This is a genomic window from Nocardioides plantarum (assembly GCF_006346395.1).
GTDB classification, from domain to species: Bacteria; Actinomycetota; Actinomycetes; order Propionibacteriales; family Nocardioidaceae; genus Nocardioides; species Nocardioides plantarum.
The window spans coordinates 350639-370918 of sequence record NZ_VDMS01000005.1 but is presented as its reverse complement, the minus strand read 5'-3'; the positions used below and the strand labels follow the sequence as shown (position 1 = coordinate 370918).

Here is a 20280-nt window from a genome sequence, read left to right as displayed (position 1 = left end):
CTCAGGTCAGGAGCCCCCGGACGACCCGCAGGCCCACCGACATCCGCGCCAGGTCGGCCTGGTCGGCGCCGCACAGCTGGCCGAGGGTCTCGGCGGCCCGCGCGACGACGACGGCGTCACCGTCCTCCCAGGCCGCGATCCGCGCCGGCGCGGAGTCGTCCGGCGAGGTCGTGGCGAGCACCTGCGAGGTCAGCTGGGCGTGCACCGCGTGCAGGTCGTCGCGCAGCGCGGCCCGCGCCATCGTCTGCCACCGGTCGTCGCGCGGCAGGCTGGCGATCTGCTGCGCCAGGCTGGACAGGCCGAGCCGCTCCCCGAGCGTGAAGTAGACCCGGGCGACGTCGGTCACCTCGAGCCTCTCGCGCCCGGCGATCTCGACGACGTTGAGCAGCACGTAGGCCGAGGGCAGCACCGCCACCCGGGCGGCCAGGTCGTCGGGCACCTGGTGGTCGACCAGCCGGGCCCGCCGCGCCTCGTAGGCGGCCAGCTCACGCCCGACCATCAGCTCGGGCAGGCCCTTCATGGCCTCCTGGACCGGTCCCGAGAACTGGTCGACCAGGCCCTGGCTGTCGAGCGGGGGCCTGCGGTTGGTGACCAGCCAGCGCGACCCGCGCTCGACCAGGGTCCGCATCTCGATGCGCATGTGGGTCTGCACCTCGGCGGCGAGCACGTTGTCGTAGGTCGCCAGCTCGGTGCGCAACGGCAGCGACCCGAAGATCTCGCGCGAGACGAAGTTGGCCCGGGTGAGCTCGGCGGCGGTCGCACCGGTCTCGCCGGCGAGCCGGGGCCAGTAGGTCATGCCGGCGCCGTTGACCAGGTCGTTGACCACCTGGGTCACGATGATCTCGCGGCGCAGCGGGTGGTCGGCGATCCGGTCGGCGAACCCCTCGCGGACCTGCCGGGGGAAGTAGGCCCGCAGGTCGAGGTCGAGATAGGGGTCGTCGGGCAGGTCGGAGGCGATGAGCTCACCGGCCAGGACGATCTTGGTCCAGGCCAGCAGCACCGACAGCTCGGGCGTGCTCAGGCCCTGGCCGCGGTCGAGGCGTCGGGCGACCTGCCGACTGGTGGGCAGGTCCTCCAGCTGGCGGTTGAGGTGTCCGTCGGCCTCGAGCTTCTTCATCCACGACTCGTGGACGTGGAGCAGCGGGGCGGCGTTGGACTCCGCGTTGGCCAGGGCGAGGTTCTGCTCGTAGTTGTCGCGCAGCACCAGCTCGGCGACCTCGTCGGTCATCTCGGCCAGCACCGTGTTGCGCTGCTTCTCGGTGAGGTCGCCTGCGGCGACGACCCGGTCGAGCAGGATCTTGATGTTGACCTCGTGGTCGGAGGTGTCGACGCCGGCGGAGTTGTCGATGAAGTCGGTGTTGACCCGACCGCCGCCGCGCGCGTACTCGATGCGGCCGAGCTGGGTGAGCCCGAGGTTGCCGCCCTCGCCGATGCAGCGGGCGCGCAGGTCACCGCCGTCGACGCGGATCGCGTCGTTGGCCTTGTCGCCGACGTCGGCGTGGCTCTCGTCGGCGGCCTTGACGTAGGTGCCGATGCCGCCGTTCCAGAGCAGGTCGACCGGCGCCAGCAGGATGGCGCGCATCAGCTCGGCGGGGGTCATCGTGTCGACGTCGTCACCGAGGCCGAGCGCGCTGCGGACCTCGGGCGTGAGCCGGATCGACTTGGCCGAGCGCGGGAACACCCCACCGCCGGCGGAGATCAACGACGTGTCGTAGTCCTGCCAGCTGGAGCGCGGCAGCTCGAAGAGCCGGCGCCGCTCGGCGTACGACGTGGCCGCGTCGGGATCGGGGTCGAGGAAGATGTGGCGGTGGTCGAAGGCCGCGACCAGCCGGGTGGACTCGCTGCACAGCAGCCCGTTGCCGAAGACGTCGCCCGACATGTCGCCGATGCCGGCGCAGGTGAACTCCTGCGTCTGGCAGTCGATGCCCATCTCACGGAAGTGCCGCTGCACCGACACCCAGGCGCCGCGTGCGGTGATGCCCATGGCCTTGTGGTCGTAGCCGACCGAGCCGCCGCTGGCGAAGGCGTCGCCCAGCCAGAAGCCGTAGGCCTTCGCGACGCCGTTGGCGATGTCGGAGAACGTCGCGGTGCCCTTGTCGGCCGCGACGACGAGGTAGGAGTCGTCGCCGTCGTGGCGCACGACGCGCTCGGGCGGCACCGTCTCGCCCTCGACGAGGTTGTCGGTGACGTCGAGCAGGCCGGAGATGAAGGTCTTGTAGCTCGCCACGCCCTCGGCCAGCCACGCGTCGCGGTCGACCGCCGGGTCGGGGAGGTTCTTGGCGAAGAAGCCGCCCTTGGCACCGACCGGGACGATCACGGTGTTCTTGACCATCTGGGCCTTCACCAGGCCCAGCACCTCGGTGCGGAAGTCGTCGCGCCGGTCACTCCAGCGCAGGCCGCCGCGGGCCACCGCGCCGAAGCGCAGGTGGACGCCCTCGACGCGCGGCGAGTAGACGAAGATCTCGTACTGCGGCCGCGGCTCGGGCAGGTCGGGGATGGCCGACGGCTCCAGCTTGAGCGAGATGTAGCGATGCGGCTGGTCGGCGTCGGGGCCGCTGGTGAGCTGGAAGTAGTTGGTGCGCAGCGTCGCGGTGATGTGGGTCAGGTAGGAGCGCAGGATCCGGTCGTGGTCGAGGCTGACCACGTCGTCGAGCGCGGTGATGATGCGCCGGGTGATCGCCTCCTCCTCGCCCCGGGCCCGGTCGGGGTCGAAGCGTGCGGCGAAGAGCTCGACGAGCAGCCGGGTGATGGCGACGTTGCCGGCCAGGGCGCCCTCGATGTAGTCGAGGGCGAACGGGGTGCCGCCCTGCTTCATGTACTTCGCGTAGGCGCGCAGCAGCGCGGCCTGTCGCCAGGTCAGCCGCGCCCCGAGCACCAGGTTGTTGAACCCGTCGATCTCGGTGAACCCGTCCCACACGGCACGCAGCGCGTCCTGGAACAGGCCCCGGGACTCCTCGGGCAGCGTGCCCGGGTAGCGGAGCCCGAACTCGTAGACGTGCGAGGGACGGTCGAGCCCGACCAGGGTGTAGGGCCGCTCGTCGACGACCTCGACCCCCATCGAGCTGAGCATCGGGAGGATCTGGCTGAGCGACAGCGGCGGACCGATGCGGTAGAGCTTGAGCCGCGCCTCGCCGGCGCCGGCGTCGAGCTCCTGGTAGAGCGAGTGGTCGATGCCCTCGTCGCCGCGGATGCTCTCGAGACGGCCGAGGTCGACCGACGCCGTCCGGGGCGTGAAGTCCTCCTTGTAGGCCTCGGGGAACGAGTCGAGGTAGCGCCGGCCCAGGATCGCGCCGACCTCCTCGCCGTACTCGGCGACGACCGCGGTGGTGAAGTCGTCGCGCCACGACCGGGACGCGTCGGTGAGACGGCGCTCGAGGTCGGCGGTGTCGATGTCGGGGATCGAGTGGCCGCTCGGCAGCCGGACGACGAAGTGCACGCGCGCGGTGGTCGACTCGTTGATGCGCACGTTGAACTCGACGTTGTCGGCGCCGAGGCGGTCCTTGAGGATCTGCACGAACTTCTCGCGCACACCGGTGTTGTAGCGGTCGCGCGGCAGGTAGACGAGGACCGAGACGTAGCGCCCGTAGGTGTCCTTGCGGACGAACATCCGCACGGCCCGGCGCTCGCGGGCCTGCATCGCGGCCTCGGCCAGCGGGCCGAGCTCCTCGACGGGGGTGTGGAAGAGGTCGTCGCGCGGATAGGTCTCGAGGGTGTCGAGCAGCGCCTTGCCGGCGTGGCTCTGGGGGTCGAAGCCGCTGTCGCGCAGGACCGTCTGCACCTTCTCGCGCACCAGCGGGATCCGCAGCAGCGACTCGGTGTAGGCCGCGCTCGAGAACAGCCCGAGGAACCGGCGCTCGCCGCTGACCTCGCCGTCGGCGCCGAACGTCTTGACCCCGACGTAGTCGAGGTAGGCCGGGCGGTGCACGGTCGCGCGGGAGTTGGCCTTGGCCAGCACGAGCAGCGTGCGCTCACGGGCCTTGGCCTTGACCGGGTCGGGCAGCCGGCCGAAGGACTCCGAGATCTGCTGGTCCGAACGCAGGATGCCCAGGCCGGTGCCGGGGATCGCCCGCAGCACGTCGTCCTCGACGCCGTCGACCTCTGCCCGGTCCAGGGAGTACTCGCGGTAGCCGAGGAAGGTGAAGTGGCCGTCGGCCAGCCACGTCAGCAGCTCGCCGGCCTGGCGCAGCTCCTCGCCGTCGAGCGGCGGCGGGTCGGCCTTCAGGCCCTCGACGATGGCCGCGACGCGCTCGTTCATCTTCGACCAGTCCTCGACGGCCTCGCGCACGTCGCGCAGCACCCGCTGGACGTCGTCCACGACACGAGCCGGGTCGCTCGACCCGTCGCCGCCCAGCCGGTCGATCTCGACGTGCATCCACGACTCGCGGACCGCGTCGCCCTCGGGCGGGCTCGCACCGTCGGCGACCGGCTCGACCGACACCAGCCGACCCGCCACGTCGCGCACCACGTCGAAGTTGGGGTGGACGACGAGGTGGACGTCGCGGAGCTGGCGGCTGACCTCCATCGTCAGGCTGTCGACGAGGAACGGCATGTCGTCGACGACGACCTCGACGACCGAGTGCCCCCCGGCGCTCCAGCCGTGCTCACCGGGCACGGGGGTCACCACCCGGACCTGGGCGGTCCCCTGCGGACGGTGCTCGGCCAGCTTGAAGTGGGAGGCCAGCGCGCCGTAGGCGTCGGCGTCCGAGCGGTCGACCAGGTCCTCGGGCGCCACGTGGCGGAAGTAGGCCTGGAGCAGCTCGCGTACGTCGGCCTGCGGAGGTCCCCCGCTGCCCTTGCTGTGCTGGGCCAGTCTGGCGGCCTTGTCGAGGAGATCGGACTTGTCGGAATCGTGCGTCGTCGTTGACACGCCCACCACCGTATGACCCGGTGTGGGGGGCCACAACAACCGCACGGGTTACCTCGCGGTAGCCCGCCCCGGACCGGGCCACCCGTCGTACGACGCCACGAGGGCGAGCGCCTCGCGCCGGGTGCCGGCGTGGCCGACGAGGGCGTCCCACTCGTCGAGGACCAGGGCGGCGACGGCCGCGGGCAGGAGCCTCCCGGAGGAGTAGATCGTGCGCCAGCCGTAGTCCGGCGCGACCTGCTCGAGCTCGACCAGGTCGAGGCGCAGCTCGACGGGGACGGCCTGGGTCCACACCACCTCGACGTAGTTGGTGGTGCGGCCGGGAGTGCGCTCGCGCTCCCCCGTCAGCACCTCGGAGGTGACGCGGCCGCGGGCCACGATGCCCCGGCCGTGCGCGCCCTGGCGGTGGAGCAGCGCCGGGACGCCCGGTCCGATGCCGGTGCGGTGGCGGCCGACGCCCCACGTGGACGCCACCGGCTGCCCCGCCAGGCAGGGCGCGACCACCTCGGCCGCCCACGTCCGTCGGTCGTAGACCCGGGCGTCGTCGCGGCCGGGGTTCCAGGTCATCAGCACCGGTCGCACGGGCACCCCACCCGACCCACCCGGCCTCACAGCCGGCTGCGGACGTCCCACAGCACGGGGTAGTACTGCAGCGGCAGCCGCCCGCGCAGGTAGGCCGAGCCGCTCGACCCGCCGGTCCCGGACTTGCTGCCGATCATCCGCTCGACCATGACGACGTGCCGCGCCCGCCAGCTCGCCGCGAGCTCGTCGTGCTGCAGCAGGGCCTCGGCGAGCGCCCACACGGCGGCGTACCGGGAGCGGTCGTGCGCGGCGGAGCGCACCGACATGGCGATCTCCTCGTCGTCCCCGGCGGGGAGGCCGTGCGCGGCGACCACGGCGACGAACGCGTCCCACAGCGTCGGCTCCGCCAGACGGCGCCCCAACCGCTGCTGCTCGGCGTCGGTGAGCCCCCGGAATCGCTCCAGGTAGGCGGGGTCCTTGGCGCCGGACAGGAACTCCAGCTCGCGGAACTGCACGCTCTGGAACCCGCTCGCCGGGGCGAGCTGCTGCCGGAACTGCAGGAAGTCCTGCGGCGTCATCGTCTCGAGCACGTCGACCTGCTGCACCAGGACCCGCTCGATGACGTGGACGCGCGCCAGCAGGTGCTGGGCCCACCAGAGCCGGTCGTCCTCGACCTGGCCGAGCATGGCGTCGCGGGCCGCAATGACCTCGTGGATGAGCTGCTTGAACCACAGCTCGTAGACCTGGTGGATGGTGATGAACAGCAGCTCGTCGTGGGCCGGCGGGTCGGACTCCAGGTGCTGGGCGTCGAGCAGCGCCGGCAGCCGCAGGTAGCTGCCGTAGGTCAGCTGAGCCCCCTGCTCGCCGAAGGAGACGAAGCGCTCGTCGTGCGGGTCGGCCTGGGGGGCGGCCTGGGAGCCGGGTCGGGAGTCGGTCACGGACGCCACCCTTCCACGCCGAACCGCAGCGGGAGCCACGCGGCTGTGGCAACCTCGGACGCCGCGGGGCACGGCTGCCCCGCCCTCGGGAGGAGAGACCGTGCTCGTACGTCGATCAGTGCTGTCGGCCCTGTCGGTGCTGCTCGTCCCGGTCGTGGCCGCCTCGACCCTGACCGGGTGCGGCGGCGAGGGCTCCTCCGCGGACCGCGACGGTCGCCCGGCCCTCACGGCGTCCTCGGGGGCCGGCGTCGCCGAGGCGCTCACCGACCTCGACACCGGCCGGACCAGCGCCACGATCGAGGTCGACGGCACCACGATCACCCGCACCGGCAGCTACCGGGTCAGTGGACCCGCCAGCGCCTCCGAGATCACCTACGACCTGGCGGGCGACGACACCCTGGTCACGCGCTACCTCTCGATCGACGGGGTCTCCTTCAGCCAGGTCGACAACGGGGACGAGATGCAGATGGATCGCTGCTGGCTGCGCGACGAGGCCAGCGTGGTCGACATCGCGCCCGAGATCGGGGTGCTGCTCGACCTGCGCGACGAGCGCGGCCGGGTCACCACCGACCTCTACACCGCCGCCCACATGCTCAGCGCGCAGTTCCTGACGCTGCTCGGCGTCACCGCCGACTCGACGGCCCGCACCCCGATCGACCTGCACGTCGACGACGACGGCACCGTCACCGGGTGGAGCACCACCATCCAGCGCCTGGCCGAGTCGGCCCGGCAGGCCGGGCTCGACCCGCCCGCGGACGCCCTCGCGCTGGACGACAGCACGATCGACGTCCGGCTGGACGGCCTGGGCAGGCAGGTCGACATCAGCGCCCCGGCCGACGACCGGCAGCTGCCGCTGGACCCCACCGACCCCGACGCGGTCGACGAGGGCGAGTTCGAGGCCGCCCTCCAGGCGTGCGAGGCCGGGTGAGGGCCGGGTGAGAGCCGGACGATGGGGGCTCCCGGCATGATGTGCCCATGAGGTTCCGTCACGCGCTGACCTACGACGCGCCGCCCACCGAGGTGTTCGCCATGCTCTCCGACCCGGCCTTCCGCGAGAAGGTCGCCACCGCGCAGGGAGTGGTGTCGGCCGACGTACGACTCACGCCCACCGGCAGCGGCTTCGACCTCGACATGGACCAGGTGCAGAACACCGCCGGCCTGCCGTCCATCGCCAAGAAGGTCGTCGGCGACACGACCGAGATCACGCTCACCGAGCGGTGGCCCGACGCGTCGGGCGGCTCGCTCGAGATCGTCGCCCCCGGCAAGCCCACGTCGGCCTCCGGCACCATCGCCCTGGCCGAGCAGGGTGCGGGCACGGTCGAGACGGTCGAGCTCGAGATCAGGGTCAAGGTGCCGCTGATCGGCGGCAAGCTCGAGCGGCTGATGGCCGACAGCGTCAAGAGCGGCATGGACGTCGAGCAGACCGTCGCCGCCGCCTGGCTCGCCGGGGAGCGCTGATGTCGAAGACGATCCGCTACGAGATGGCCTACGACGCTCCCGTCGAGACCGTGGCCGCGATGCTCGCCGACCCGACGTTCCGCGAGGACGTCTGCCGCTACCAGGGCGTCACCCAGGTCACCGCGACGATCGCGGTCGCCGGCGACACCAAGACCGTCACGGTCGACCAGATGCAGCCGACCGCCGGGGTGCCGTCGTTCGCCAAGAAGATCGTCGGCGACGAGACCAACATCGTGCAGCAGGAGACCTGGTCGAGCCTGACCCAGGGCGACATCACCGTCACCATCCCGGGCAAGCCCGGCGAGATGTCCGGCACGATCACCCTGGCGCCCACCGACGCCGGCGGGACCCTGGAGACCGTCGAGCTGACCGTCAAGGTCAAGATCCCGATCGTCGCCGGCAAGCTCGAGGGCCTCATCGCCGACCTGCTGCTCAAGGCCCTCAAGGCCGAGTACAAGGTGGGACGCGACTACCTGTCGAGGTGACCCTCGATCGGGGCGACCTCGGGCGCCTCGGCCACGGTGGCCACCTGGGCGGCCTCGGCCGCCTCGCGCTCGTCGGCACGTCGGCGGACCAGCACGACGAGGCCGAGCACGACGAACGGGCCGACCGCGAGCACGAGCGTCAGCAGCTGTTCGTAGGGGTGCATCGCACCCATGTGCATCGGGACCACCCTTCAGATTGTGCCTCGGTGAGATCACTCACGGAACATCGCCCACCCCCGGGCTGGTTCACCTCGGGTTCCCCCATCGTCCCGACCGAAGGAATCCCCGTGCCCGATCTGTACGACGAGCTGACCGTCGGAGCGTGGACGCTGCCGAACCGCATCGTCCTGGCTCCCCTCACCCGCAGCCGCGCCGACGACGACGGCGTCCACGGCGACCTCGCGGTCGACTACTACGCCCAGCGCGCCAGCGCCGGCCTGATCATCACCGAGGGCACCCAGCCCAGCGCCGTGGGCAAGGGCTACAGCAACACCCCCGGCCTGCACTCGGCCGAGCAGGTCGAGGGCTGGCGCCGGATCGCCGACGCCGTCCACGCCCGCAGCGGGCGCATCGTGGCCCAGCTGATGCACGCCGGGCGCGTCTCGCACCCCGACAACAAGGACGGCCTGCACGCCGTCGCCCCCAGCGCCCTGGCCGCGCCGGGCGAGATGTTCACCAAGACGGGCGGCATGCAGCCGCACCCGGTGCCGCGGGCCCTCGAGCTCGACGAGATCCCCGGCGTCGTCGAGGAGTACGCGCAGGCCGCGCGCAACGCGATCGAGGCCGGTCTCGACGGCGTCGAGGTCCACGCCGCCAACGGCTACCTCATCCACCAGTTCCTCGCGCCCGGCTCCAACCAGCGCACCGACGAGTACGGCGGCTCGCCGGCCAACCGGGCCCGCTTCGGCATCGAGGTGACCCGCGCGGTGGTCGAGGCCATCGGCGCCGACCGCGTCGGCATCCGGGTCTCCCCCGCCCACAACATCCAGGGCTGCACCGAGGACGACCCGGCCGACGTCGAGGCGACGTACGCCGCCCTGGTCGACGCCATCGCCCCGCTCGGCCTGGCCTACGTGAGCGTGCTCGCGGCCGACCCGCGCAGCGACGCCGTCACGCGGATCCGCAAGGACTTCGGTGGCGCGTTCGTCATCAACACCGGGTTCGGCGACGTGACCACCCGCGAGAGCGCCCAGGCGCTCCTCGACGACGACCTCGGCGACGCGGTGGCCGTCGGTCGCCAGTTCATCGCCAACCCCGACCTGCCCAAGCGCTGGCAGATCGGCGCCGAGCTCAACGAGCCCGACTCCGACACGTTCTACACGCCGGGTGCCAAGGGCTACACCGACTACCCGGCCCTCGACGACTGACCGACCCCACGTCGGTCGAGGTGCGAGGAGCGCTAGCGACGAGCCTCGAGACCCCCGCAGCCGTCCACCCGACCCGACCACGTGGTCAGGTCGGAGTGCCGCTGCGGGGGTCTCGGCTGTGCTCGGACCACTCCTCGTTCCTCGGAGTGCTCCGTGCTCGCTCGACCTGCGGCTGACACGGCGCGCCCCCTCGTTCCTCGGGGGCGTGCCGTCAGCCTTGGTGCGGGTGGAGGTGCTGGGTCGGCGGCACGAACGTCTCCTTGATGGAGCGCGGCGAGGTCCAGCGCAGCAGGTTGACCGCGGCGCCGGCCTTGTCGTTGGTGCCCGAGGCGCGTCCGCCGCCGAAGGGCTGCTGACCGACGACGGCCCCGGTGGGCTTGTCGTTGATGTAGAAGTTGCCGGCCGCGAAGCGCAGCGTCTTGCGCGCCCACGCGATCGCAGCGCGGTCCTGGCTGATGACCGCGCCGGTGAGCGCGTAGGACGAGACGCCCTCGAGCTGGTGGACGACCTGCTCCCAGCGCTCGTCGTCGTAGACGTGGACGGCGAGGATCGGCCCGAAGTACTCGGTCGTGAAGATCTCGTCGGCCGGGTTGGTCGCGGTGATGATCGTGGGGCGCACGAAGTAGCCGACCGAGTCGTCGGTCTGCCCGCCGGCGACGATCTCGAGCCCGCGGGTGGCCTTGGCGCGGGCGATGGCCGCCTCGTGCTTGGCGAACGCACGGTCGTCGATCACCGCACCCATGAAGTGCGACAGGTCGGTGACGTCGCCCATCGAGAGGTTCTCGGTGTCGGCGACGAGCTGGTCCTTGATCTTGGTCCACAGGCTCTTGGGCACGTAGGCGCGCGAGGCGGCCGAGCACTTCTGGCCCTGGTACTCGAACGCGCCGCGGATCATCGCGACCCGGAGCACGTCGGGGTCGGCCGAGGGGTGGGCGACGATGAAGTCCTTGCCGCCGGTCTCGCCGACAATGCGCGGGTAGGACCGGTAGCCCGAGATGTTGGTGCCGATGGTGGCCCACAGGTGCTGGAACGTCGGCGTCGAGCCGGTGAAGTGGATGCCGGCCAGGTCGGGGTGGGTGAGCGCGACCTTCGAGACGTCGAGGCCGTCGCCGGGCAGCATGTTGATGACGCCCGGCGGCATCCCGGCCTCCTCGAGCAGCTCCATCGTCAGCGACGCGGCCAGCTGCTGGGTGGGGCTGGGCTTCCAGATGACGGTGTTGCCCATCAGCGCCGGGGCGGTCGGCAGGTTGCCGGCGATCGCGGTGAAGTTGAACGGCGTGATCGCGTAGACGAAGCCCTCGAGCGGACGGTGGTCGGTGCGGTTCCAGATGCCCGGGCTGTTGGCGATCGGCTGGTCGTGCAGGATCTGCTTGGCGTAGTGGACGTTGAAGCGCCAGAAGTCGATGAGCTCGCAGGCCGCGTCGATCTCGGCCTGGAACGCCGTCTTCGACTGCCCCAGCATCGTCGCGGCGTTGAGGCGCTGGCGCCACGGCCCGGCCAGCAGGTCGGCAGCCTTCAGGATGATCGCGCACCGCTCGTCGAACGGCATCGACCGCCAGTCGTGGGCCGCGTCCAGGCTCGCCTTGACCGCCGCCTCGGCGTCCTTCGTCGTGGAGTTCTTCAGGGTGCCGAGCACGTGGGCATGGTCGTGCGGCTGCACGACCGCGATCTCCTCACCGCCCCCGTTGCGCTTGCGGCCGTTGATGTGGGCCCGGAAGGTGTGCTGGCGGCGCTCGAGTTTGTCGATCTCCACGACCAGGGCGGCCCGTTCGGGGCTGCCCGGCGCGTAGGTCAGGTTCGTCTCGTTGACGGGAGCCGGCGGGGTGGTGATCGCGTCCATTCGCGCGACTCTACGAGAGGCCTACCCCCCATGCCGACTCGCGGTCTGCTCGGGTCAGCCGAGGAGGTCCGGGATCTCCTGGGTGGCGTACCAGGCGAGGTCGTCGTCGGGGTCGGCCCCCGCGGGGCGGTCGTCGGGGTCGGCGTGCAGCGCGACGACCCGCTTGAGCGGGACCGGCCGACCCGCGCCCTCGAGGTCGGCGACCTCGGCCACCACCACGACGCGCCGCCCCGCGCCGGCGAGGAGGTCGGCCGAGGCGTCGGCCGCGGTCATCAGGGCGGCGTACTCGCTGTCCTCGTCGTCGCCCTCGGCGACCACGACGTCGCCCTGCGGCGCGAAGGAGCCCGCCGCCCAGGCGACACGCAGCCGGTCGAGGGTGGTCGGCAGGTAGAGCCGGGTCATGTGTCGCCCTTCGTGGCCTTCTTGACCGTACGGCGGCGCCCGCGCGGCGCACGGGTGGCGGTCGTGGTCGCGAGGAGCTCGTCGAGCGCCTCGGTGAGGCAGGTACCGAGCAGGTCGGCGTCGGGGAAGGCGTCGCGGTCGGCGGTCAGGCCGTAGAAGACCCGCCCGTCGTAGGACGTCACGCCGATCGCGAGCGGGTGCCCCTCGAGCAGCGGCGGGACTGGGTAGGTCGCGACCATCCTGGCGCCGGCGGCGTAGAGCGGCGACTGCGGCCCGGGCACGTTGGTGACACTGAGGTGGTAGCCGCGGCGCAGCTCGTCGGCCGCGACCCGCGACCCGATGGCGTGGAAGGTCGTCGGGGCGAACCCGGCGATGCCGGCCAGGCGGTTGGCGGCGACGCTGCGGCCGGTGTCGGCGTGGGCCTGGAACGAGTAGCTCACCTGGTGCAGACGCACGAGCGGGCTGGCCTCGCCGATCGGCAGGTCGACGAAGTGGGCGGTGATCTGGCTGCCGAGCGAGGTGGCCTCGAGCTCGTCGTCGATGACCGAGACGGGGACGACGGCACGCAGCTGGCGCAGCCCGCCGAACGACGCCGAGCGGGTCATCAACCAGGCGCGCAGGGCTCCGGTGACGGTGGCCAGGATGACGTCGTTGACCGTGCCACCGTGGGCCTCGCGGATGCGGCGGTGGTCGGCGAGGCTGGTCTCGACCGTCACGACGCGGCGCTGCTGCGACAGCGGACCCACCACGGGCCCGGGACGCCTCGGGTGGCGCCCGGTGAGGGCCTGGGCGACGGAGCGGACCCGCCCACCCACGCGGTCGGCGGTCCGCAGCGCGGTGCCGGCGGCCACGCTGACGGTGTCGACGACGGTGCTGGGCGCGGTGACCGAGTCGATCACCGCGCCGGCGACCAGGCCGGCCGACGACGGGGCCGGGTGCGGCACCCAGGCGTCGTCGGGGTCGAGGGTCTTGGGCTCGGGGCTCAGGTCGAGCAGGAGCTGGCCGAGGTCGACGGTGTGCACGCCGTCGACCAGCGCCTGGTGGCTCTTGTAGAGCAGGGCCACGCGGTCGCCCTCGAGGCCCTCGACGACGTAGATCTCCCACAGCGGCCGACTGCGGTCGAGGCGCCGCGACACGATGCGCGACACCAGCTCGCGGAGCTGGTCGTCGGTGCCCGGCCGCGGCAGCGCGGAACGGCGTACGTGGTAGTCGAGGTCGAAGTGGTCGTCGTCGACCCAGACGGGGTTGGCCAGTCCGCCGGGCACCTCGGCGAGGCGCTGGCGGTAGCGGGGCACGAAGGAGATGCGGTCGGAGACCAGGGCGAGCAGACGGTGGTGGTCGAAGCCCGACGGACCGGGCTCGAAGATCTCGATGGTCGCGTTGTGCCGCGGCGACGTGGCGGTCTCGGCCGCCAGGATGGCCAGGTCACGCGCCCGCAGCCGCTCGGTCATGCCGTTCGCCTCCGTACGCCGGCCCGCCCCACGGTGGGATCGGTGGGGCCGGGGTGGCTGCGGCAGGTCGCCGTCGGCCGCCTTGGCCCGTCGTGGGATTCTCGCAGAGGACGGGAGCCGGCCCGGCACCCGTCCGGAGTGTCGACTTCCAGCGAACCCAGCTGCGAACCCACCCGCGAACCCACCTGCGAAAGGGCCGCCCGACATGCGCCGACGCCTGGCCGCCGCCACCGTCCTCCTCACCGTCCTGACCTCCGTCACCGCGTGCAGCGGCGACGACGGGGGCGGCAGCACCGAGGTCAAGACGATCACGGTGAACCTCGAGGGCGACAAGGCCACCCCGACCGGCGACCGCGTCGACGTCGACGTCAACCAGCCGGTCGACATCGACATCACCGCCGACCGCGCGGGCCAGATCCACGTGCACTCGTCGCCGGGGCAGTACTTCGACTTCAAGGCCGGCGACAACGACCCGATCAAGCTCCAGTTCGACCGGCCCGGCAAGGTCGAGATCGAGTTCCACGAGCCGATCGACGCCCCCATCGTCGAGCTCCTGGTGCAGTGATCCCGCCGTACGCCGCCGCGGTCGGCTCGTCGGGAGACCTCACCGCCCACGGCATCGGCGGTCAGCAGGACCTACCGATCTCTCTCGGTCTCGCCGTCGCCGGCGCGGTCGCCGCCCTCGTGGTGTCGTTCACCGTGCTGGCCGTCGCCTGGCGCAAGCCGCGGTACGACGCGGCCACCAGCGGCCGCCCGGCGCCGCGGTTCCTCGCGCGGCTCGTGGCCAACCCGGTCTTCACCGCGGTGCCACGCGTCTTCGGCATGGTGCTGTTCCTCTACACCGTGATGGTCGCGGTCTTCGGGGTCGACAAGGTCATCAACCCGTTCTTCGGCATCATCTACGTCTGGCTGTGGGTCGGCATCGTGCCGATGTCGCTGCTGTTCGGCCCGTTCTGGAAGGCCATCAGCCCGGTCCGCACGATCAACCTGCTCTTCGCCAAGGTCGCCGGAAGCGACCCGGGCGAGGGTCTCTACCGCTACCCGGAGCGGCTCGGCTACTGGCCGGCCGCGTTCGGGCTGCTCGCCTTCGTGTGGCTCGAGCTCGTCTATCCCTACTCGACCGAGCTCAGCCCGGTGCGACTCTGGTTCGCCGTCTACGTCGCGGTGATGCTGGTGGGCGGCGCCCTGTTCGGCAACCACTTCTACGAGCGGGCCGACCCGTTCGAGGTCTACTCGACCCTCGTCGGCCATGCCTCGGTCTGGGCCGTGCGCGACGGCGTGCTCCTGGTCCGCTCGCCGCTGGCCAACCTCGCCAGCATCCAACCCGTGGCGGGGTTGCTCGGTGTCGCCGGCGTGCTGTTCGGCAGCACCGGCTTCGACTCCTTCGGCGAGTCGCCCCCGTGGGTCAAGTTCCTCCAGGGCACCCAGGTCAGCGGCTACCTGCTCAACAACCTGGCCCTGGTCACGTTCTGCCTCGGCGCGATGGGCGTCTTCGCCCTGGGCTGCGTCCTGACCGGCACCGGCCCCGAGCAGCGGCGGCGCGACCTGCCCAACGCCTTCGCCCACTCGATCATCCCGATCGTGATCGGCTACGTCGCCGCGCACTACCTGAGCTTCCTGCTCGAGGTCGGCTCGCGCACCCTGGCACTGGCCAGCGACCCCTTCAGCGACGGGTCCGACTACCTCGGCACCGCCGACCTGGCGGACTTCACCTGGCTGTCCTACCACCCGACGCTGCTGGCGGTCATCAAGGTCGGCGCGGTGGTGCTCGGTCACGTCGTGGCCGCGATCGTCGCCCACGACCGCGCCCTGCGGCTCCTCCCCGCGCGCCACCAGCTCACCGGGCAGCTGCCCCTGCTCGCCGCCATGGTGGGCTTCACCAGCGGTGGCCTGTTCCTGTTGTTCTCCAGCTAGGGCGTCGTCTCCCGATCAGAGGTGGGTGCCAGCGTCGTCCGGCCCGGGCGGTGCCTGGCACCGCCGGGATCGGGAGACATTCCGTGAGGGCGCCTCAGTGGAAGCGTTGGACGTTGAAACCCCACTTGCCGAGGTCGATCTCGTAGCATCCGGCCGGGTCGCGGCGATAGCTCGAGGAGATGGGCGTCCACGCTGCCCGGTCTGCTCGGCAGTCGGACGCAGTCTTGCCTGTCTCGACCGTGTAGGAGTACTGCCAGGACGCCGCCGAGCTCGGCGCCGCGGGCACGACAGCGAATGTGGCGGCGGTGAGCGTGGCGCCGAGAATGGTGGTGACAACCCGAGACTTGTTCATGGTCTAGACCTCCTGTAGTAGCGAATTGCGGGCCATCATTCTGACCATTTCCGCATTCCCTTTGTCTAGCCCTCTGGCCAGGCACGCTGGATATCCCCGTCTTCCGTAGCCGAATTCATCCGCCTCAGGATGGTCGACTCGTTCGGGAGCCGGCGTCGACCTGTCAGTCGCGAGGTCGAGCTGCTCGACGCCGTCGACCCGCTTTAGCATCGGCTCATGGGTGTCTCGCTCTCGCCTGTGCTGCCCAGCGACGTCGCTGACGTGCAGGCAGTGATCGAGTCCGACGCGGCCTACGCCGAGCGGGTGACCGGGTTGCCACCTGGCCCTGCGGACGCGCAGAGCCTGCTGATGATGCGACCGCCCGACGTGCCCGAGGAGCACAAGGTGGTGCTGGGCATCCGGCGAGAGGCCGAGCTCGTCGGGCTGGTCGACCTGGTGCGCGGCTACCCCGAGGCCGAGGTGGCGTACGTGGGGCTGCTGTTGGTTCGAGGGGACCTGCAAGGGCAGGGCATCGGGCGCTCTGCTCACGAGGCGCTCCTTGCCTGGGTGCGAGGTTGGCCGGAGGTGCGCCGCGTGCGTCTCGCGGTCGTGGCGACCAACACGGCGGTGGAGGCTTGGTGGGAGTCGCTCGGCTACCAACCGGCCGGTCCGCCCGTGCCCTACTCCTACAACACTCTGGTCACCACGGCCCAGAGGTTCGAGCGGCAGCTCTAGGGCCGCCTCGAAGGCGGTCACCGCGCGCCGAGCCATCGACAATGTGTTGCACGCCCGAGGCGGTTGTGGAGCAGAGCCACGCGGCGCGCCGGTGGACCAGGCGTCGACCCGCTCGACGTCCTAGCAGCGCCGTCCAGAGTGAGCGACACACCTCGTCAGGCCGGCACCCCGACCCTCAGCGCGACCACCAAGGACGCGACCGCCTTGGTCAGCGCGGACTCGCCCGACTCCACGAGGGTCCGGCCGGCGACGAGCGCGCGATCGACCGTGGTCCGGTCGTCGGGCAGGAAGGAGAGGCCGGCCAGCCGGGCGAAGCCGGCGACCATGCCGGCGACCTCCTTCTCGGACCACCCCAGCGTGGGACGCATCCGGTTGACCACGACGTGGACCGGTCGGTCACCGAGCACCTCGCGCAGGTCGACCAGGCCGCGCGCGAGCCGGGACAGGCCGACCGGGTCGGCGGCCCCGACGACGACCACGTCGTCGGCGACCTCGAGGGCGCCGAGGGTCAGCTGGTTGCGGCCGGGGCGGCCGCCGAGATCGCCCGCGGGATCGCCCTCGAGGCTGAAGCCGGTGTCGACCACGACGTCGCCGTGGGTCCGACCCAGCTCGAGGAGGTGCTCGATGGTGCCGCCGCGGACCTCCGTCCACCGGTCGGGGCGCGGCAGGCCCGTGACGACCGACAGTCGGTGGTCGAGGCCGCGCTGCACGGTCGAGAAGCGCTCCTCGAGCTGACCGGCGGTCGCCAGCCGGGCCGCCGACAGCAGGCCCGACACCTCGTCCATGACCCCGAGCTGCTGGCCGATCGACCCGCCGTAGGGGTCGGCGTCGACGAGGATGGTGCGGCCGCGCCGACCCAGCTCGGCGGCCACGGCCGAGGCGACGGTGCTGCGCCCGGGAGCCCCCGCGGGGCCCCAGACGGCGATCACCCGGCCCTCGGCCGCCCCCGCGCCGGGCGAGGAGTCGTCGGCCGCGACGCCCTGGCCGGGCGGCGGGGTCGCGGGGCGCGGGCCGAGGCCGGCCGCCAGGACCGCGTCGGCCAGCCCCACCAGCGCCGAGACGGGCAGGACCGAGGCGATGCCGATCCGGCCGGCACGGGCGAGCCCGCTCTCGGCCTGCTCGTCGGCGACCACCGCGACCGGGCGGACGCCGTGGGCGGCCAGACGGGCCACCGCGTCGGCGTCGAGGCCACGCGACTCGAGCCCGAGCACCGCCGCCTGGGCCTGCCCGGCGGAGGCCGCCGCGAGCAGGTCGTCGACGTCGACGCAGCGCTTGAGCACGACGGTGCCGGGGTGCTCGGCGAGCACCGCCAGGGCCTGGGACTCCCAGGCGGCGCCGGAGGCGACCACGAGGACGACGATCATCAGCTCACCTGGGCCAGGGAGACCACCGGCGTGGTCAGGCTGCCCAGCAGCGCGTAGAGCGCCGTGACGTCGGAGTCGGCGACGGCCAGCTCGACCTTGCGGTCCCCGCCGGGACCCAGGTCGTCACCGGACGGGGCGGCGACGACCCGCACGTCCTCCAGCACGGGTACGCCGGGCGCGAGGGCCACCGCGGCGGCGCGGTCGGCGCCGAGGTCGCGGTCGCCGGTGACGTAGACGTCGACGACCGACCCCGCCCGCACGCCGCTGGGCACCTGGAGCGGACTGACCGCCAGCGACACGGTCACCGTCTCGTCGTCGTCGGTCTTACCGATCGCCGAGCGGGGCAGCAGCTCGCCGGCGCCCAGCGCCCGCGAGAGCGTCAGGTCGTCGGGCAGGTCGGCGCCGACCTCGACGTAGCGCTCGAGCTCGGCGCCGTCGGCGAACCGTAGCCGCCGCGCCTCGAGGTCGCCCTCGCTCAGCGTCTCGCCGGGCGCCACGTCGGCGGAGACGGCCCATACCTGCACCGTGTCGTCGGCGGCCGCCAGGACACGGGTCCCCACGAGCACCGATCCGGCGACGATCGCCATGCCCACCCACAGTCGGGGGTCGCGCCAACCGGGGGACGACGTACGGACCGCGGGCGGCACCTGGCCGCCGGGAGTCCCGAGATTCCTGGCCACGCGCACATCATGGACGCCCGGCGCCGATCAGGAAACCGTCCATCCACAGGCCACGGGACGGCGGTGCCGCGTGGGACCGGCGAGGTGCGACGATGGCCCCATGGCCGGTACCCCGCGCTTCCTCACGCTCGCCGACGTGGCCGAGGTGCTCAACACCTCCAGCGCCCAGGTCTACGCGATGGTGCGCCGCGGCGAGCTCGAGGCGATCAAGATCGGCGGGCGCGGCCAGTGGCGGGTCGAGGCCACCAAGCTCGAGGACTACATCGCCCAGGCCTACAAGTCGACCAAGGAGTTCGTCGACGACCACCCGTTCGCCGACGACGTCGTCGAGGCAGACTGACGGTGTCGAGGTCCCGGAAAGTCATGACCTCAGGTCTCGACGCCGGTTCGCGACCTCGCAAGCTCGGTCGGCGACCCGGACGGTCGACCACCATCAGGTGGTCTGCGCGAGCAAGCTCGCTCAGCCCACCTCGGAGTCCAGCTGCAGGGTGGCGGTGCGCTCCTTGCCGTCGCGCACATAGGTGAACTCCACCCGCTCGTTGGGCTGGTGGGTGCGGATGCTGACGATCAGCGAGATGCCGTCGACCACGCGCTGGCCGTCGACCTCGGTGACCACGTCGCCGTTCTGGAGGCCGGCGTCCTGGGCGGGGGTGCCGTCGAGGACCTCGCTCAGCTCGGCTCCGACGACCCCCCGGGACTCGGTGCCACCGACCTTGGCACCGATCACCGGGTAGCGGGCCTCGCCGGTCTTGAGGATCTGGTCGGCGGTGATGCGGACCTGCTCGACCGGGATCGCGAAGCCCACGCCGATGTTGCCGGCGTCGTCGTTGGTCGCCCCGCCGTTGGTCGCGATCGCCGAGTTGACCCCCACGACCTGGCCCCGCAGGTTGACCAGCGGACCTCCGGAGTTGCCCGGGTTGATGGCGGCGTCGGTCTGCACCGCGTTGATGTACGACGTGTCGTCACTCGTGCGACCGGTCGAGACCGGCCGGTTGAGGGCACTCACGATGCCGGAGGTGACCGTCGCGCTCAGCCCCAGCGGCGAGCCGATCGCCACGACGCCGTCGCCGACGCGCAGCCGGCGGGAGGCACCCAGCGCGGCCGGGGGGAGGTCGGCGTCGTCGGGCAGCTGCAGCACGGCGATGTCGTAGACGGGGCTGCGCCCGACGATCTCGGCGTCGTAGGAGTTGCCGTCCTGGTCGACGACGCGCACCGCGCCCTTGCTGGCCGCCGCCGAGGCGACCACGTGGTTGTTGGTGATGACGTGACCGTCGGTGTCGAGCACGAAGCCGGACCCGGTGGCGCCGTCGGCCTGCCCCTCGTAGGAGGCGATGATCTGCACGGTGCTCGGCAGCAGCGCCTCGGCCACCGCCGAGACACCGCCGGCCTCGACCGGCGGGAGCTCGACGATCTTGTCGTCCTCGAGTCCCCTGTAGGGCGTGGCGGCACCGTCGTTCGACGCGTCGTCGTAGGCGACGCTCCCCGCGACGCCGCCCAGCAGCCCCACGACCAGGGCCAGCAGCGCGACCGCGGGCCAGACCCAGGCCCCCGGGCGGCCGGACCTGGTGGAACCGCCCGAGCCGGTGTGTCCGCCGGGTCCGGCCGGGCCGACGGGGCCGGCCGGACTGCCGGGGAACACCGCGGTCGGTCCCGCGTCCCACGTCGTACGCCGGGCGTAGTCGGACCAGGTGTGGAGCGGCGTCGGCGGGATCGCTGCCGACGGGGGTGCCCAGACCGGCCGGGTCGGCGGGACCGGGGTGGGGGCGGCGATGGGGCCGGCTGTGGGGTCAGCGGTGGGCTGCGACGGCGGCTGATCCAGGGGATGGTCGATCGGTCCCGACAGGTGGTCACGGTCGGGCTCGTGGTCGGTCACGGCACCATCATCTCTCGTCGCCGGGCGGACGACGTCACCCCGGAGGCGGGAGCCGC

The 20280-nt window shown here is 72.1% G+C and carries 19 protein-coding genes; 8 read left to right on the top strand and 11 right to left on the bottom strand.

Annotated features, from left to right (window positions below; translation table 11 throughout):
• Position 1: 1 nt before the first annotated feature.
• Genes FJQ56_RS20425 through FJQ56_RS20415 form a run of 3 tightly spaced genes read right to left on the bottom strand, consistent with a single transcriptional unit; the run spans position 2 to position 6324 of the window.
• A complete protein-coding gene (locus FJQ56_RS20425; RefSeq protein ID WP_140011469.1) occupies positions 2 to 4867 on the bottom strand; it encodes an NAD-glutamate dehydrogenase in 4866 nt (1621 codons plus the stop codon).
• A gap of 48 nt (positions 4868 to 4915) precedes the next feature.
• A complete protein-coding gene (locus FJQ56_RS20420) occupies positions 4916 to 5452 on the bottom strand; it encodes a hypothetical protein (RefSeq protein ID WP_140011468.1) in 537 nt (178 codons plus the stop codon).
• Between the two features lie 20 nt (positions 5453 to 5472).
• On the bottom strand, positions 5473 to 6324 hold the full coding sequence (locus tag FJQ56_RS20415) for a tryptophan 2,3-dioxygenase family protein (RefSeq protein WP_140011467.1): 852 nt from the start codon (positions 6322 to 6324) through the stop codon (positions 5473 to 5475).
• A 100-nt stretch (positions 6325 to 6424) separates the two neighbouring features.
• Here FJQ56_RS20415 and FJQ56_RS20410 point away from each other — a divergent pair, with 100 nt between their 5' ends.
• From FJQ56_RS20410 to FJQ56_RS20400, 3 genes are read left to right on the top strand one after another with little or no spacing between them, the layout of a single operon-like run.
• A complete protein-coding gene (locus tag FJQ56_RS20410; RefSeq protein ID WP_140011466.1) occupies positions 6425 to 7252 on the top strand; it encodes a hypothetical protein in 828 nt (275 codons plus the stop codon).
• Between the two features lie 47 nt (positions 7253 to 7299).
• Entirely contained in the window at positions 7300 to 7782 is a 483-nt protein-coding gene (locus tag FJQ56_RS20405; RefSeq protein ID WP_140011465.1) for a DUF2505 domain-containing protein, read from the top strand.
• Positions 7782 to 8267 carry a DUF2505 domain-containing protein gene (locus tag FJQ56_RS20400; protein WP_140011464.1) on the top strand — a complete coding sequence of 162 codons (486 nt, stop codon included), beginning with the start codon at positions 7782 to 7784 and terminating at the stop codon, positions 8265 to 8267. The genes FJQ56_RS20405 and FJQ56_RS20400 overlap by 1 nt, the downstream gene beginning before the upstream one ends.
• On the opposite strand, the gene FJQ56_RS20395 is transcribed toward FJQ56_RS20400, so the two are convergent.
• Positions 8252 to 8455, bottom strand: a complete 204-nt coding sequence (locus FJQ56_RS20395; RefSeq protein WP_140011463.1) for a hypothetical protein — start codon at positions 8453 to 8455, stop codon at positions 8252 to 8254. The two genes, FJQ56_RS20400 and FJQ56_RS20395, sit on opposite strands and share 16 nt — an antisense overlap.
• Positions 8456 to 8554: 99 nt before the next feature.
• Between FJQ56_RS20395 and FJQ56_RS20390 the strand changes: the two genes are divergently transcribed.
• Positions 8555 to 9634 carry an alkene reductase gene (locus FJQ56_RS20390; RefSeq protein ID WP_140011462.1) on the top strand — a complete coding sequence of 360 codons (1080 nt, stop codon included), beginning with the start codon at positions 8555 to 8557 and terminating at the stop codon, positions 9632 to 9634.
• Between the two features lie 211 nt (positions 9635 to 9845).
• Here FJQ56_RS20390 and pruA read toward each other — a convergent pair whose 3' ends face one another.
• Genes pruA through FJQ56_RS20375 form a run of 3 tightly spaced genes read right to left on the bottom strand, consistent with a single transcriptional unit; the run spans position 9846 to position 13327 of the window.
• Positions 9846 to 11474 carry an L-glutamate gamma-semialdehyde dehydrogenase gene (gene pruA / locus FJQ56_RS20385; protein ID WP_140011461.1) on the bottom strand — a complete coding sequence of 543 codons (1629 nt, stop codon included), beginning with the start codon at positions 11472 to 11474 and terminating at the stop codon, positions 9846 to 9848.
• Between the two features lie 54 nt (positions 11475 to 11528).
• Positions 11529 to 11876: a DUF6912 family protein gene (locus FJQ56_RS20380; RefSeq protein WP_140011460.1), complete on the bottom strand. Its 348-nt coding sequence runs from the start codon at positions 11874 to 11876 to the stop codon at positions 11529 to 11531.
• A complete protein-coding gene (locus FJQ56_RS20375; protein WP_140011459.1) occupies positions 11873 to 13327 on the bottom strand; it encodes a WS/DGAT/MGAT family O-acyltransferase in 1455 nt (484 codons plus the stop codon). The genes FJQ56_RS20380 and FJQ56_RS20375 overlap by 4 nt, the downstream gene beginning before the upstream one ends.
• Before the next feature lie 205 nt (positions 13328 to 13532).
• Between FJQ56_RS20375 and FJQ56_RS20370 the strand changes: the two genes are divergently transcribed.
• Both FJQ56_RS20370 and FJQ56_RS20365 read left to right on the top strand, forming a co-directional pair.
• Positions 13533 to 13892, top strand: coding sequence for a hypothetical protein (locus tag FJQ56_RS20370; protein WP_140011458.1), 360 nt, complete (start codon positions 13533 to 13535; stop codon positions 13890 to 13892).
• Positions 13889 to 15241, top strand: a complete 1353-nt coding sequence (locus FJQ56_RS20365; RefSeq protein WP_246084281.1) for a hypothetical protein — start codon at positions 13889 to 13891, stop codon at positions 15239 to 15241. The genes FJQ56_RS20370 and FJQ56_RS20365 overlap by 4 nt, the downstream gene beginning before the upstream one ends.
• 94 nt (positions 15242 to 15335) lie before the next feature.
• Here FJQ56_RS20365 and FJQ56_RS20360 read toward each other — a convergent pair whose 3' ends face one another.
• Positions 15336 to 15527: a hypothetical protein gene (locus FJQ56_RS20360; protein WP_140011457.1), complete on the bottom strand. Its 192-nt coding sequence runs from the start codon at positions 15525 to 15527 to the stop codon at positions 15336 to 15338.
• 282 nt (positions 15528 to 15809) lie between these two features.
• On the opposite strand from FJQ56_RS20360, the gene FJQ56_RS20355 reads away from it, so the two are divergent.
• Positions 15810 to 16307 carry a GNAT family N-acetyltransferase gene (locus tag FJQ56_RS20355; RefSeq protein WP_140011456.1) on the top strand — a complete coding sequence of 166 codons (498 nt, stop codon included), beginning with the start codon at positions 15810 to 15812 and terminating at the stop codon, positions 16305 to 16307.
• 155 nt (positions 16308 to 16462) lie between these two features.
• Here FJQ56_RS20355 and FJQ56_RS20350 read toward each other — a convergent pair whose 3' ends face one another.
• Positions 16463 to 17671, bottom strand: a complete 1209-nt coding sequence (locus FJQ56_RS20350) for a CpaE/TadZ family protein (protein WP_140011455.1) — start codon at positions 17669 to 17671, stop codon at positions 16463 to 16465.
• Entirely contained in the window at positions 17671 to 18351 is a 681-nt protein-coding gene (locus FJQ56_RS20345) for a CpaB family protein (protein WP_140011454.1), read from the bottom strand. The genes FJQ56_RS20350 and FJQ56_RS20345 overlap by 1 nt, the downstream gene beginning before the upstream one ends.
• Before the next feature lie 100 nt (positions 18352 to 18451).
• Here FJQ56_RS20345 and FJQ56_RS20340 point away from each other — a divergent pair, with 100 nt between their 5' ends.
• Positions 18452 to 18691, top strand: a complete 240-nt coding sequence (locus FJQ56_RS20340) for a helix-turn-helix domain-containing protein (RefSeq protein ID WP_140011453.1) — start codon at positions 18452 to 18454, stop codon at positions 18689 to 18691.
• Between the two features lie 120 nt (positions 18692 to 18811).
• Here the strand turns inward: FJQ56_RS20340 and FJQ56_RS20335 are convergent, their stop codons facing one another.
• Positions 18812 to 20224: a S1C family serine protease gene (locus FJQ56_RS20335; RefSeq protein ID WP_140011452.1), complete on the bottom strand. Its 1413-nt coding sequence runs from the start codon at positions 20222 to 20224 to the stop codon at positions 18812 to 18814.
• Positions 20225 to 20280 lie beyond the last annotated feature (56 nt).

What these genes read in the sequence shown, in the direction of transcription:
- FJQ56_RS20340 (WP_140011453.1), top strand. Translation starts at nt 18,452, where the DNA reads ATGGCCGGTACCCCGCGCTTCCTCACGCTCGCCGACGTGGCCGAGGTG.
- FJQ56_RS20400 (WP_140011464.1), top strand. Translation starts at nt 7,782, where the DNA reads ATGTCGAAGACGATCCGCTACGAGATGGCCTACGACGCTCCCGTCGAG.
- FJQ56_RS20380 (WP_140011460.1), bottom strand. Translation starts at nt 11,876, where the DNA reads ATGACCCGGCTCTACCTGCCGACCACCCTCGACCGGCTGCGTGTCGCC.
- FJQ56_RS20405 (WP_140011465.1), top strand. Translation starts at nt 7,300, where the DNA reads ATGAGGTTCCGTCACGCGCTGACCTACGACGCGCCGCCCACCGAGGTG.
- FJQ56_RS20370 (WP_140011458.1), top strand. Translation starts at nt 13,533, where the DNA reads ATGCGCCGACGCCTGGCCGCCGCCACCGTCCTCCTCACCGTCCTGACC.
- FJQ56_RS20350 (WP_140011455.1), bottom strand. Translation starts at nt 17,671, where the DNA reads ATGATCGTCGTCCTCGTGGTCGCCTCCGGCGCCGCCTGGGAGTCCCAG.
- FJQ56_RS20355 (WP_140011456.1), top strand. Translation starts at nt 15,810, where the DNA reads ATGGGTGTCTCGCTCTCGCCTGTGCTGCCCAGCGACGTCGCTGACGTG.
- FJQ56_RS20375 (WP_140011459.1), bottom strand. Translation starts at nt 13,327, where the DNA reads ATGACCGAGCGGCTGCGGGCGCGTGACCTGGCCATCCTGGCGGCCGAG.
- pruA (WP_140011461.1), bottom strand. Translation starts at nt 11,474, where the DNA reads ATGGACGCGATCACCACCCCGCCGGCTCCCGTCAACGAGACGAACCTG.